Origin of the sequence: Rhizobium sp. TRM95796, assembly GCF_025779995.1 — a bacterium.
GTDB lineage: Bacteria > Pseudomonadota > Alphaproteobacteria > Rhizobiales > Rhizobiaceae > Rhizobium_E.
In genome coordinates, this window is the sequence record NZ_JAOXHE010000001.1 from 927,155 (window position 1) to 940,158 (window position 13,004).

At 62.1% G+C, this 13,004-nt stretch carries 13 protein-coding genes; 8 read left to right on the plus strand and 5 right to left on the minus strand.

Annotated elements, in window-relative coordinates; genetic code table 11:
- Positions 1–85 precede the first annotated feature (85 nt).
- A complete protein-coding gene (locus OCK01_RS04405) occupies positions 86–1,051 on the minus strand; it encodes a helix-turn-helix domain-containing protein (RefSeq protein ID WP_263822846.1) in 966 nt (321 codons plus the stop codon).
- Between the two features lie 183 nt (positions 1,052–1,234).
- Positions 1,235–2,695, minus strand: coding sequence for a hypothetical protein (locus OCK01_RS04410; RefSeq protein WP_263822847.1), 1,461 nt, complete (start codon positions 2,693–2,695; stop codon positions 1,235–1,237).
- 246 nt (positions 2,696–2,941) lie between these two features.
- Here OCK01_RS04410 and OCK01_RS04415 point away from each other — a divergent pair, with 246 nt between their 5' ends.
- The 4 genes from OCK01_RS04415 to OCK01_RS04430 all read left to right on the plus strand — a co-directional run bounded on the left by OCK01_RS04415 (position 2,942) and on the right by OCK01_RS04430 (position 7,638).
- Positions 2,942–3,535, plus strand: a complete 594-nt coding sequence (locus tag OCK01_RS04415; RefSeq protein ID WP_263822848.1) for a 50S ribosomal protein L25/general stress protein Ctc — start codon at positions 2,942–2,944, stop codon at positions 3,533–3,535.
- A 158-nt stretch (positions 3,536–3,693) separates the two neighbouring features.
- A complete protein-coding gene (pth, locus tag OCK01_RS04420; RefSeq protein WP_263822849.1) occupies positions 3,694–4,392 on the plus strand; it encodes an aminoacyl-tRNA hydrolase in 699 nt (232 codons plus the stop codon).
- Positions 4,393–4,752: 360 nt separating this feature from the next.
- On the plus strand, positions 4,753–7,086 hold the full coding sequence (locus OCK01_RS04425) for a methyl-accepting chemotaxis protein (RefSeq protein ID WP_263822850.1): 2,334 nt from the start codon (positions 4,753–4,755) through the stop codon (positions 7,084–7,086).
- Positions 7,087–7,200: 114 nt separating this feature from the next.
- The gene (locus tag OCK01_RS04430) at positions 7,201–7,638 is read left to right on the plus strand and encodes a GNAT family N-acetyltransferase (protein WP_263822851.1); all 438 of its coding nucleotides are present in this window, start codon (positions 7,201–7,203) and stop codon (positions 7,636–7,638) included.
- A 7-nt stretch (positions 7,639–7,645) separates the two neighbouring features.
- Here OCK01_RS04430 and OCK01_RS04435 read toward each other — a convergent pair whose 3' ends face one another.
- Positions 7,646–8,026, minus strand: coding sequence for a hypothetical protein (locus OCK01_RS04435; RefSeq protein ID WP_263822852.1), 381 nt, complete (start codon positions 8,024–8,026; stop codon positions 7,646–7,648).
- A 90-nt stretch (positions 8,027–8,116) separates the two neighbouring features.
- Here OCK01_RS04435 and prmB point away from each other — a divergent pair, with 90 nt between their 5' ends.
- Positions 8,117–9,136 (plus strand): 50S ribosomal protein L3 N(5)-glutamine methyltransferase, encoded by a 1,020-nt coding sequence (gene prmB, locus OCK01_RS04440; RefSeq protein ID WP_312858625.1) that lies wholly within the window; start codon positions 8,117–8,119, stop codon positions 9,134–9,136.
- A 6-nt stretch (positions 9,137–9,142) separates the two neighbouring features.
- Here prmB and clpS read toward each other — a convergent pair whose 3' ends face one another.
- Entirely contained in the window at positions 9,143–9,454 is a 312-nt protein-coding gene (clpS, locus tag OCK01_RS04445; protein WP_263822853.1) for an ATP-dependent Clp protease adapter ClpS, read from the minus strand.
- A gap of 226 nt (positions 9,455–9,680) precedes the next feature.
- On the opposite strand from clpS, the gene ychF reads away from it, so the two are divergent.
- Positions 9,681–10,784 carry a redox-regulated ATPase YchF gene (gene ychF / locus OCK01_RS04450; protein WP_263822854.1) on the plus strand — a complete coding sequence of 368 codons (1,104 nt, stop codon included), beginning with the start codon at positions 9,681–9,683 and terminating at the stop codon, positions 10,782–10,784.
- Between the two features lie 59 nt (positions 10,785–10,843).
- Here ychF and OCK01_RS04455 read toward each other — a convergent pair whose 3' ends face one another.
- Entirely contained in the window at positions 10,844–12,007 is a 1,164-nt protein-coding gene (locus OCK01_RS04455; protein WP_263822855.1) for a hypothetical protein, read from the minus strand.
- A gap of 61 nt (positions 12,008–12,068) precedes the next feature.
- On the opposite strand from OCK01_RS04455, the gene OCK01_RS04460 reads away from it, so the two are divergent.
- Positions 12,069–12,533, plus strand: coding sequence for a MaoC family dehydratase (locus OCK01_RS04460; protein ID WP_182828804.1), 465 nt, complete (start codon positions 12,069–12,071; stop codon positions 12,531–12,533).
- A complete protein-coding gene (locus OCK01_RS04465) occupies positions 12,530–12,994 on the plus strand; it encodes a MaoC/PaaZ C-terminal domain-containing protein (protein WP_263822856.1) in 465 nt (154 codons plus the stop codon). The genes OCK01_RS04460 and OCK01_RS04465 overlap by 4 nt, the downstream gene beginning before the upstream one ends.
- Positions 12,995–13,004: the final 10 nt, after the last annotated feature.

The window sequence follows — 13,004 nt, forward strand, 5'->3', positions numbered from 1 at the left end:
CGCGTCCATCGGCGAACTTTGACTAAAATCCTAGGTAGAAAACGCCTCGGTTTACAGAGGCGGTCTTCGGCCGAAGAGACGCGCCTCACTCCCCGTGCAGATTTAACTTGTTGATCTTCCTGTGCAATGTCGCGCGGCTGATGCCGAGCATCTGCGCGGTCAACGACACATTGCCGTTGTTGCGCGCCAATGCTCGCCGCAACGCAGCCCGTTCGGCCGCGAGGAGATCGGCGCTCCTGTCGTCACGACTTTCGCTGAGAATATCGGAGGCCGGAATGCCGCTCTGGATCATCGCATCGTCGATCTTGAGCGCCAGTCGCGCCGCGCGCGTCGCGCCCAGCACCATGTCGTCGCGATCGACCGCGAGCAGAGCCGATCCGGAATGCGACTGACTGTCGAGCAGGACTATCCGCGCGCGGCTGTAGGCGCGACGAAACAGATTGACTTCGATGCGGCCGGCGGTGTCCCTCGCCGCCTGCGCCAGCACCGGCATGATCATTTCGGAGGCGTCGCGCCGGGCGGTGGAAATGTCGATCGCCGCGACGATGCGGCCGACATGGTCGCGAACCGGCGCGGAGGCGCATGACAGGCCGATATTGGACGACAGGAAATGCTGGTCGCGGAACACGGTGACCATCCGCCCGTCGGCGAGCGCGGTGCCGATGCCGTTGGTGCCGACGCTCGCCTCGCTCCACAAGGCGCCGGTCCACAGTCCGAGATCGCGGAATTCCTTATCCTCGCCGCTGACGCCGCGACGGTCGAGCACCACGCCGTTGCTGTCGGTGATGACGATGCAGCAGCCGGCCCGGCCGACCATGCCGAACAGCCAGTCGAGTTCGCCCGAGGCTTCCTCGACCACATGGCCGGATTGCCCGAGCACCTCCTGGAATTCGGCCTCCGTCAGTCTGTGGGGATCGCGTTTCTCCTCGGGCGTCAGCCCGTATCGCGTCAGACATCGCCGCCAGGACGCCGCGATCGGCGAACTGGCGCCGGCCGACTTTTCCTGGGTCAGTTGATAGACTTTATCCGCGTGCTGGTTCGATCCAAGCATGAGCTCCTCCCAAAGCGTCTGCCCGTGTCTACATCCGGCGCTGTGCGCGCGTTCGTCATTCTCCCGGCATTCCACTCATAGAGCTAGCATGAAAAGGCCGGCATACATAAGGAAAATGTGACGCATTCGCCCCTGCCCTGCCGGCCTGTCGCAATTGTGCGACGCTTGCGCGCCGCGCCTGGCTCACATCTTCATCGCCTGGCCGTTTATGAAGACCTCCCCGTCGGCGCCCATCTTGACGTTCCAGAGAATGGAGCCGTCCGGCTGTTCGCGGCCGAAGCCCTTCATCATCAGCGCCATGAAGGCGCCTTGGCCGAATTCCGGCACCGTGGCGGCATTGTCCTGCAGAAACTTGACGGTCTTGTCGAAATCGCGCGCGACGATGTCGACATTCATGTTCGGTTTGTCGCTCTGGGCCTGATCGACCTGCATCGTGCCGGTGAGCGCGATATCGTAGACGTCGGATTTGGCGGCGACATTGGTGAATTCGAAATTCATCTTGCCGTCGGGCAGCACAATCTTGCCAAGTTCCTCGGATTGCTGCGGCGTCAGCGGCTGATCCTTGGTGAAGTCGGCGTGATCGGCGAGATAGGTCATCATGCCTTCCAGATTGAGAGAGCGCATCGCCATGCCGAAGCTCAGCGATTTCGGCAACGCCCCCTCCGTGCCCGGCGGAAGAAGTCCGGCCGGCGCCGTCGGATCGGTCGCGCTCACCTCGAATTCGAAGCGGCTGTCGGGCTTCAAGCCGTTGAAGGCGAGCTTGTAGCCGATATCCGCGGCGGAGAAATTCATGTTCGACGCATTGACCTTGACGTCGCGGATGTGGATGTCCTCGACCAGATTGTCGACCAGCGGCACATTGGCCCGGATCAGCGCCTTCAGCCTGGTGTTTTGCTCCGCCGTCAGATTCTGCTGTCCGGACTTTATCAGATCGAGCACGAAGACGACGAGATCGCGCAGCGGCGCGAGCCCGGCCTTGTCCAACTGCACCCGTCCATCCATGGACGCCGCGTCGATGCGCACCTGCCCCGCCTGGCCCGGGCTGTTGATCGTTTCGCTGAGCCCGCTCAAGCCGAAATTACTGACGAGGTCGCCGCGGCCGTCGGTCACGTTTTCGAGGCGCATGTCCTGCGAGGCCTTGGCGACCGCGATATCCACCATTTCGGCCCCGGTCTGGGTGGTGATGGCGACATTCTCGTACGCTGAATTGCTGGTTCGGAAGAAAGAGACGGCCGGATCATACAGTGCGTCGCCGGTCATCTTCTCGATTTTGTAGACGAAGGTGGACGGCCTGCCGTCGGCGGTGAAGCTGCCCGAAACGTCGAGCCGGTCGCTGAGTTCCGCCTTCCACATCCCGTCGTCCTGCGGCGTCAGGAAATAGGAAATGGGCTTCAAGCCCTCGATGGCGAAGGTCTTGGGATCGACATCTTTGAGGAGCGCGCTGAAGTCCATGCGCAGTTCATAGCGCTGCGAGCCGGGAGTAACGCGCAGGAACCCGCTGTCGTTGACGTTCTTGGGCAGATAATACGTCAGACTGTCGAGCAGTTTTTGCGCTCCGGCCTCGTTGATTTCCGCCGCGCGCGAGGCGACCGGGGAAAGAACGAGGGCGACAGCCGTCGCGGCGAATAGCGCTTTGCGCATCATGGCAGGCTCCGTATGAAGTCGGATTCGAATGGCCGGAGATTGCCCCGGCCTGTCCTGCGGGTCAATTGCGGCGGGCGCATCTTTCCCGCCATGCCCGCGACTTGCATTCCAGAGACTGTTTTGTTATAGGCCCGCATCCGCCGGGACACCCTTGGAGGCACGGCGGAGGCGTATCCACAAAGATATGTCGTTTTGGGTCGGCGTCCGCGCCGCCCGGGACACTCCGCAAACTTGAAAGGAATAGCCATGAGCCAGGAAACTTACGAGCTCAAGGCCGAGCTGCGCGAACGGGTTGGTAAGGGGTCCTCCCGCGAACTTCGCCGCAACGGCCGCATCCCTGCCGTCATCTATGGCGACAAGCAGGCCCCCCTGTCGATTTCCCTCCCCGTGAAGGAAGTTACGCTGAAGATTCACGCCGGCGGTTTCATGACCACCGTCGCCACCATCGACGTCGACGGCCAGAAGATCTCGGTCCTGCCGAAGGACTATCAGCTGGATCCGGTCCGCGACTTCACCATGCATGTCGACTTCCTCCGCGTGTCCGGCAACACCCAGGTCACCGTCGAGATCCCGGTTCACTTCATCAATGAAGAAAAGTCCCCCGGCATCAAGATCGGCGGCGTGCTGAACGTGGTGCGTCACGAAGTCGAGTTCCATTGCCCGGCCGACGCCATCCCGGAATTCATCACGGCCGACCTGGAAGGCCTCAAGATCGGCGACGGCATCCACATCTCGCACATCAAGCTGCCGGCTGGCGTGACCCCCGTGATCACCGACCGCGACTTCACGATCGCCACCATCGCGTCGCCGGCTGGCGGCACAACCGGCGAACAGGAATAACAACAACAATATTGCCGCCCGGCGCGAGCCGGGCGACGACTTCGAACCCCGCCGGCGAAAGCCGCGCGGGGTTTTTCATGCCGCGCCGGATGGAACTGTTGACATTCCGGCCCGGTTGCGGCTTGGAAGGCGCATAGGGCAAGCCGAGGCATTCACCGATGAAAATCTTCGCAGGACTGGGCAATCCGGGCTCGAAATATCAGGGCAACCGCCACAATATCGGCTTCATGGCCATCGACGCCATCCACCGCAAGCTGCCGTTCGGCCCGTGGTCGAAGAAGTTCAAGGCGGAGATTTCAGAAGGCGACATCGGCGGCGAAAAGATCCTGCTCATGAAGCCCCAGACCTTCATGAATCTCTCCGGAGAAAGCGTCGGCGAAGCCATGCGCTTCTACAAGCTCGCTCCCGCCGATATCACCGTCTTTCACGACGAACTCGACTTGCCCGCAGCCAAAGTGCGGGTCAAGATCGGCGGCGGCCATGGCGGACACAACGGACTGAAGTCGATGGATGCGCATTGCGGGCGGGACTATCGCCGCGTGCGCCTCGGCATCGGCCATCCCGGCGCCAAGGAACTGGTGCACAATCATGTTCTCGGCGATTTCGCCAAAGCCGATCAGACCTGGCTCGACCCGCTGCTCGACGACATCGCCCTTCACGCCCAGCTTCTGCTCGAGGGCGACGGAAGCCAGTTCATGAACAGGCTGGCGGGCGGCGAGGCCAAGGGCGAACCTCTAAAGGCAAAACCCGCAGGACAATCCCATATCCGCCAAGCGCGCCCACAGAGCCAGAAGACGCCGACCATCGGCCCTATGGCGGATATGCTCAAAAAGCTCCTGGGAGGCCCCAGCGACTAGACAAGCGTCATGACGCCGGCCATAGATCAGTCGGCGACTTCGGTTCGTTCTATAAGTTAATACAATTACGTATATTTAATATCTTAAATAAGTCACATCTAATTATAATTCTTTGATTGTAAAAGTGATTTAAAACGCAATCCCAAATGGCTCAACGTATAGAAAGCTGAGACAACGTCCTAGTTTTTACGAGATCTTCTGCTTTTCATTAAGACAAGCGAAACTTTCTGAAGTGAATTTGCTCTAGGGAAACATTATTGCTTCCACAAGATCAGAGTAAAACTTCGCCGGCAATCCGACTTGCCCGGGCGCAGGGTCAATTTGAGATTTTTCGCCGGAGAAAACGGCAAAGGGGACACGATGGCCATTTCAATTCGAAATATACTGATGGGAACATTCATCCTCATCGGCCTCATCGCCAGCGGGCTGATGGGCAAATCCACACTCACAGCCTATAATGAATATACTGCGCAGTCCCGCGTCAACGAATTGGCGGTTCTGGACGAAAGCGTGTTTCACATTCTCCTCAATTTCAGAAACGAACGGGGCGACAGCATCGCTGCGCTGAAGCTCGACGTGAACGACAACGCAGCCGCCCTCGCATCCCTCGCGAAAAAGCGCGCCGCGGTGGATGAATCGATGTCGCAGATCAAGGCCGCCGCCGGCTTTGAAAACAGCAGCCATATCAGGAACGCCTTGTCGAAACTGTTTGCGCGCTACGATCGCATTCTCGCCGTTCGCGTCGATGTCGACGCGGCGGTCTCCAGCCCGCTGGCGGTCCGCGACGCAGCCGCTGCGCAGGCAACCATCATGAGTGAGGGCGATCAGTTCCTGAACGAGCTCGAAACGGCGTCGAACCTCGCCGAAGCCGATATCCGTTCTGCAGACCCAAATCTGGCGCCGCTCACCCAGATCCGCGCTTTGGCCTGGTCGACCCGCGCGACAGCAGGCGCAGCGTTTCTCAGCATCAACGCCGCCTTGGCCGGCGACGGCAAACTGACCCAGGAACAGAGCAGTGAGATCGACGCCAACTTGGCGACGGCGTCCTTCGGGTGGAAAGCCACCGAAACGCTTGTGAATCATGAAGCGACCCCGGATGTTGTGAAGGCTGCGGTCCTGCAGGCGAATAATGGCTATTTCAGCGCGGATTTCACCGCGTTGCGCGACCGGACCATCAAGGCGCTGGAGGAAGGCGCCCCGACGTCGCTGGTCATCAACGAATGGCGTCCGATGGTCACCGGAAAACTGAAGCTGATCGCCGATGTCGCCTCGGAGGCGGTGTCGATTTTGACGACGTCGTCGCGCGACCATCAGCGGACGGCGCTGACCACAGCGGTTCTGTGTGCAGCCGCCTTCTTGATGATCCTCTTCATTTGCGCTGTGACGATCTCGATCATCCTGTTCCGCGTCACCGGCCCGATCGCCGCCTTGACCCGCTGCATGACAGCCTTGGCGCATGGCGACAGCGCCATCGCCGTGCCGAGCCTGCGCCGTCACGACGAGGTGGGCGAAATGGCCCGCGCTCTGGAGGTCTTCCGTCAGGCCGCGATCCATAACGCCGATCTGGAGCGCCAGACCGAGGAAACCCGCAAGCGTTCGGAAGAAGAGCGGCTGGAGGTTCAGCGCCGCGCCGAACAGGAAGCCGACGAGCGCCTCAACCAGGCGACCGGCGCTCTTGCCTCCGGTCTTCGCAGCCTCGCAGCCGGCGATCTGCTTTGCCAGATCGACAACCCTTTCGCCGAGCAGTTCGAACCGCTCCGTCGCGACTTCAACGCCTCCGTCCAGCAGTTGCGCGATGCTCTGGTCGGCGTCGGCCAGGCCGCGCGCATGGTTCGCGACGGCAGCGCGGAAATCTCGCAGGCCTCGGACAATCTCTCCAACCGCACCGAACAGCAGGCCGCATCGTTGGAAGAGACGGCGGCGGCGCTCGAAGAAGTGACCGCCAATATCCAGGCGACGGCCAAGCGCGCCTCCGAAGCCCGCGACCTCGTGCGCGGCGCCCGCAGCCGCGCCGAGACCTCGAGCGCGGTCGTGTCCAACGCCGTCACCGCCATGGGCAAGATCGAACACTCCTCCAAGCAGATCAGCCAGATCATCGGCGTGATCGACGAGATCGCCTTCCAGACCAACCTGCTCGCGCTCAACGCCGGCGTCGAAGCCGCCCGCGCGGGTGAAGCCGGCAAGGGTTTCGCCGTCGTCGCCCAGGAAGTCCGCGAATTGGCGCAACGCTCGGCCAACGCCGCCAAGGAGATCAAGGCGCTGATCGGCAATTCCGAAACTGCCGTCGCCGAAGGCGTCCGCCTCGTCAGCGACACCGGTGAAGGTCTGTCGGCCATCGCCGAAGTGGTGCAGGCGATCAACGCCCATATGGACGCCATTGCGGTCGCAGCCCAGGAACAGGCTTCGGGCCTCGGCGAAGTCAACACCGCCGTCAACCATATGGACCAGGCGACACAGCAGAACGCCGCGATGGTCGAACAGATGAACGCCGCCGGCGTCAGCCTCGCCCAGGAAAGCGCCCGCCTCGGGGAATTGATGGCGAGCTTCCGGATCGGCGCGGCCGCAACCGCATCTCAGGCCCAGTCGCGCCCGCGCCCGGTCGCCGCAGCTCCGCGCACGGCGTCCGCCGCCGCTCTCGCCTCACGCGGCAACGCAGCGCTGAACATGCTCAAGCAGACCTGGTCGGAGTTCTGACCGAGACGGTCTCATCGCGTTCTGGGCGACTCGAGCCCGCCCGCGCATCTCGCCGGGCGGGCTTCTTTTTTCCGTCATGGACCTGTGGCAGGAGGAGACGAAAAGGATATCGACATGGCATTTGTTGCGCGTAACGCGACGATGGAGGATCTGGACGGCCTGTTGGCGCTCTATCGCGATCTCAACCCAGGCGACCCTCGCCTTTCGCCGGAGGTCGCCGAAGCCCGGCTCAGCGCAATGCTCGCCATGCCGGGCGGCGTCTTCGTCGGCGATCTCGACGGGCTGCTGGTGTCGACGGCGACGCTGTTCGTCCTTCCCAATATGACGCGCGGCGGCCGGCCCTATGGATTGGTCGAGAATGTCGTCAGCCTCTCGACCCATCGCGGCCATGGCTATGGCAAGGCTGTCGTAAAGGCCGTGATCGATGCGGGACGCGAGGCCGATTGCTACAAGGTGATGCTGATGACCGGACGGCCCGATCCCGCCGTCCACGCTTTTTATCGGGCCTGCGGCCTCACTGCGTCCAAGCAGGGCTTCCAGATCCGGTTCTGAGCACGCCTTACCAGAGCGTCAGCGTCTCCAGCCGATGCAGGAAGAGATCCCAGAGCCAGTCTTCCGCCCATTCGACGCCTCGGGCGATGGACGCGGACAGGCCAGGCGTGAGCAACATCGCCGCCCAGCCGCCGATCAGCGTCGCCGCGACCGAATTCTTGAGATTGCGAAGACTGTCGAGCCGATAGTAGCCGGCGTCGTCATATTCCGTGCCGAAGATCTTGTCGCCGAGCGAATATCCGTCGCTCAGGATCATGTCCATGCGATCATTGTCGCTCAGCCGATCGGGCAACACGTTGAAAATTGCCCGCGTCGCATGGGCCGCCGCGCCGATCAGGCAGAAACCGAGCCCAGCAATGGCGAAATGATAGACGCCGGCTTGCAACAATTCACCTCCTCGATCGTCCTTTCAGAATAACAGGAAGGCCTCAACCGTCCCCTAAGGGAAAACGTTAACGATCGATTTCGAGGGGTTACAATGGCATTTGATGTGGCGGAGACGCGAGCGAGCGTGTATCCCGAGGCGACGCAGCGCATGGAGGGCAGAATGACGGCGACGGTGGATCTCGACAAGCTTGCAAGCGAACTGGAAACGGTCCGCGATTACTGGCGCTACGCCATCAGCCGCTTCCGCGCCGAAAACCTCACCTTCGGCCATGGCACCTCGACCGCTGTCGACGACGCCGCCTTTCTGGTGCTCGACAGTCTCGACCTGCCCATCGACGCCCTCGACCCCTTTCTCGACGCTCGGCTGACCAGCGCCGAACGCCGCCTGCTCGCAGAGCGCATCGAGACGCGCGTTTCCAGCCGCAAGCCCTCGGCCTACCTCACCGGCCGCTCCTATATCCAGGGCGTCCGCTTTCTGGTCGACGAACGGGTGATCGTGCCGCGCTCCTTCATCGGCGAGATCCTGTTCACCGAATATTCGGGCGAGGAAGACTCCCTCTATCTGCCGGATCCCTATGGCGTCGAAAGCGTCGTCGACATCTGCACCGGCTCCGGTTGCCTGGCCATCCTCGCCGGCAAGCTGTTCCCCAACGCCGAAATCGACGCCGTGGATCTGTCCAAGGACGCGCTCGAAGTCGCCAGGCTGAATGTCGCCGAGCATGAGCTTGAAAGCCGCCTGACGCTGCATCAGGGCGATCTTTTCGCGCCGCTCGGCAACCGGCGCTTCGACCTGATCATCACCAACCCGCCCTATGTCGATCACGAGGAAATGGCGGTGCTGCCGGAAGAATACCGCACCGAACCGGCCATGGCGCTCGACGGCGGCCCCGACGGTCTCGATCTCGTGCGCCGTATCCTGGCGGAGGCGCCGAAGCACCTCAATCCCGGCGGCGGCATGATCTGCGAAATCGGCACCGGCCGCGAGCTTCTGGAAGAGGAATTCCCGGATCTCGATTTCTTCTGGCTGGACTCGGCCGAATCCGAAGGCGAAGTCTTCTGGATCACCGCCGAGGCGCTGGGTGTGGAAAGTCCGAAGAAGAAAAAGAAATAGGCCCGTTCACTCTTCCGGCTCGGCCGTGAACATCAGCGGAAAACCGGCCTGCTTCGACCAGTCCATCGCTTCCTTGACCTTGGTTTCGGCGACGTCGCGGGTATAGACCGCGACCACCGATTTGCCGAGCTTGTGGGCGGTCATCATGATGCGGTAGCCGGCGCTCTCGCCGGTCTTGAACACGGCGTTGAGCACTGCGAGCACGAATTCGCGCGGCGTATAATCGTCGTTGAACAGCATCACCTTGTAGAGCCGGGGTTTTTCCACCTTCGGCTTGACCACGGTCTTGGGGGTGATGATCGTATTGTTGTCGCTCACCGGCGGTCTCCGATGTCTGGGTGCTGTCTTTGGCGAAAGATCGGCCGCGCAGATGGTCTTCTCGCTCGGAGAGGCGGCGACCCACATATTATGTGTGCGGCGCACCCGCTTTTCAAGTCTGCGCCCCGCAGCAATAAAATGGCGGCGCAGGCCCTGATCGTCTTGACCTTGCCCTCCCCTTTCCGCATAGGCAGGGGCAACAGAGATCACCAGACGGACGAGTTTCATGGGCTTCAAATGCGGTATCGTCGGATTGCCGAATGTCGGCAAATCCACCCTCTTCAACGCGCTGACCAGAACGGCGGCGGCGCAGGCCGCCAATTACCCATTCTGCACCATCGAGCCCAACACCGGCGAAGTGGCGGTTCCCGATCCGCGCATGCAGAAACTGGCCTCGATCGCCGGCTCGAAGGAAATCATCCCGACCCGCATTTCCTTCGTCGACATCGCCGGCCTGGTGCGCGGCGCGTCCAAGGGCGAAGGCCTCGGCAACAAGTTTCTCGCCAATATCCGCGAAGTCGACGCCGTCGTGCATGTGCTGCGCTGCTTTGAAGACGACGACATCACCCATGTCGAAGGCCGCATCAATCCGGTCGGCGACGCCGAGACCATCGAGACCGAGCTGATGCTCGCCGATCTCGAAAGCCTGGAGCGCCGCGTCGACCAGACCCGCAAGCGCGCCACCGGCAAGGACAAGGAGTCCGTCGCCCAGCTTCCGATCATGGAGGCCGTGGTGGCGCTGCTCAACGACGGCAAGCCGGCCCGCCTGCTTCTCAAGACGCTCGCGCCCGACGAGGTCGAGATCCTCAAGGGGCTCAACCTGCTGACGTCCCATCCGGTGCTCTATGTCTGCAATGTCGCCGAAAGCGATGCGGTGGATGGCAACGAACACACCAAGGCCGTGGCCAAGATGGCCGCCGAGCAGGGCGCGGAATGCGTGATCATTTCCGCGGCGATCGAATCGGAAGTCGCCCAGCTTCCCGACGAAGAATCCAAGGAATTCCTCGCAGCCCTAGGGCTTGAGGAAGCCGGCCTCGACCGGCTGATCCGCGCAGGCTATCACCTGCTCGACCTGATCACCTATTTCACCGTCGGCCCCAAGGAAACCCGCGCCTGGACGATCAAGCGCGGCACCAAGGCTCCGCAGGCAGCCGGCGTCATCCACACCGATTTCGAACGCGGATTCATCCGCGCCTTTACCATCGCCTATGACGATTTCGTCACGCTGGGCGGCGAAGTGCCCGCCAAGGAAGCCGGCAAGGCGCGCGACGAAGGCAAGGAATATGTGGTTGCCGACGGCGACGTCATCCATTTCCGCTTCAACACCTGAGGCGAGCCGGCGAGAGACGACCGAGGACGGCTCCGCTTGGCGCGGAGCCGTTTTTCGTTTCAAAGGGTGAGCGGCAACCGGTCCCGCACTGCGGCCGGCAGGATCGCCAACAGGCGCTTCCGCAAGACCTTCCAGCCTATGCCCAGGCTCAAAACCACTGCGCCGACGGCGCAGAGGATGACGAAGAGCAGTGTATCGGACGAGGTGAACAGGCCGCTGACGCCGCCCTCGTCGAGCAGGATCTTGAAGGCATAGCCGAAGGACAGCAATCCCGAGGTCACGAAGGCGCGGCGATCGAGCAGGATGCCCGTCAGCATCAGCGCCGCGACCGCCGCCACGATCGCTGTCGCTTGGCCAAGCGTCGTGCCGTCGGCGAACCAGGACGCATTGGGATCGCGCAGGTAGACAAGGCTGATGACCGTATAGAGCAATGCCGGCGCAGCGGCGAGATGCAGCCAGAAAGCCACGTCGGAGCGGCGCGTGATGCGGGCGCGATCGGAAAGATCAAAATGCAGCGCAGTGGCGAAAGAAGCGAGTGCGAACAGACCGATCAGCGCCGAGATAAGCCACGGCTGATTGACGAACAGCAGATCATTGCCCGCCCAATGCATCAGCAGTTCTCCGATGAAGAACACGATCGCCGCAAAACCTGAAATGGCGGCGAGCGCAAGGCTGACCGGGACGCGATAGCGCCAATAATAGATCGACAGCATCACGAAGGGCGCGAAGGACATCGCGACCCATTCCCAATCGCCCAGCTTGCCTTCTAGAAGGCTGGCGACTGCAAAGCTGGATGCGCCAGCGAAGGCCAAAGTGAGCGCCACCGCCGGCAACGCCAGCCTCTGCCGCAGCACGAGAATTTCCGACAGCACAATGACGGCGGGGATGACCGCCAGCACGGACCATAGGCCGCCCAAGCCGATCAACCCGATCACCAGGCCGATGGTGATCAGCACGTCGTGGAAACCGCGAATGAAGCGCGGCGCTTCGGATTCTTCCAGTCCGACGCTGGGCTCGGCGGCGACAGGCGTATCGACGCCGCCCGCCTCGCCGGCCGCCAGAAGCGGTTGCGGCCGATCCCCGAGCGCCGCGCCGCGCGACACCATGAACTCGATCAGCGGCGCCGCTTTGTCGCCCGCCACCAGTCCGGCGCGCACCGCGTCCTCCACCAACGGCGCCAATCCCCGACGACGTTTTTCCCAGTCCGATAAGTCATATTTCACTTGCATCATCTCCGCGCGGCACTATTCCAAAGAAACGTTTCAGGAGGCAAAAGCAAGGATCATGAGCGAAATCGCTTACTGGTGGGAGGACATGACGCCGGGTCGGCGCTTCGATCTCGGCTCGAAGACGGTGACCGCCGACGAGATCGTGGAGTTTGCGAGCGAGTTCGATCCACAGCCCTTTCATCTATCGGTCGAAGCCGGTGAGGCAAGCATTCTCGGCGGCCTCTCGGCCTCCGGCTGGCATAGCTGCGCCATGTTCATGCGGCTCTATTACGACAATCTTCTGCATTTCTCCTCGAGCGAAGGCGCGCCCGGCATCGATTTCGTCGAATGGCGCAAACCGGTGCTGGCCGGCGACACGCTGAGCGGCGTCGCTGAAGTGATCGCGGCGCGGCCGCTGAAATCCCGCCCCGGCATCGGCCTGGTCAAACTGCGCCACGAAGTGAGAAACCAGCGCGGCGAACTGGTGATGGCGATGGAAAATCCCGGCATGTTCCGGATGCGCGCGGGAGCCGCTGCATGAGAGTTCGCGATCTGATGCCCCTGAACGCGCCCGTCGCGATCGGCTCCTATCATTTCGACGCCGAGGGCATCATCGCCTTCGCGTCCAAATACGATCCGCATTTCTTCCATGTCGATGCGGAGAAGGCGAAAAACTCGCTGTTCGGCGGCCTCTGCGCCTCCGGCTGGCACGTCGCCGCCGCAGCCATGAAGCTGAATGTCGCCCATAACCAGAAAGAGGCCTTGCGCCTGAAGGCCGAGGGACATGAACCGCCGAAGCTCGGCCCCTCCCCGGGCATCCGCGATCTCAAATGGCTGAAACCGGTTTTCGCGGGCGACACCATCGCCTTCTCGCTGACCTTCCTCGGCGACGGACCGGGCTACCGGCCGGACTACGAGATCTGCAACATCCGCTTCGAAGCCATCAACCAGAACGGCGAGACGGTGATGCGCTTCGACAGTCGGGTGGTGGAGTTCGTGTGACGCCTTGAAT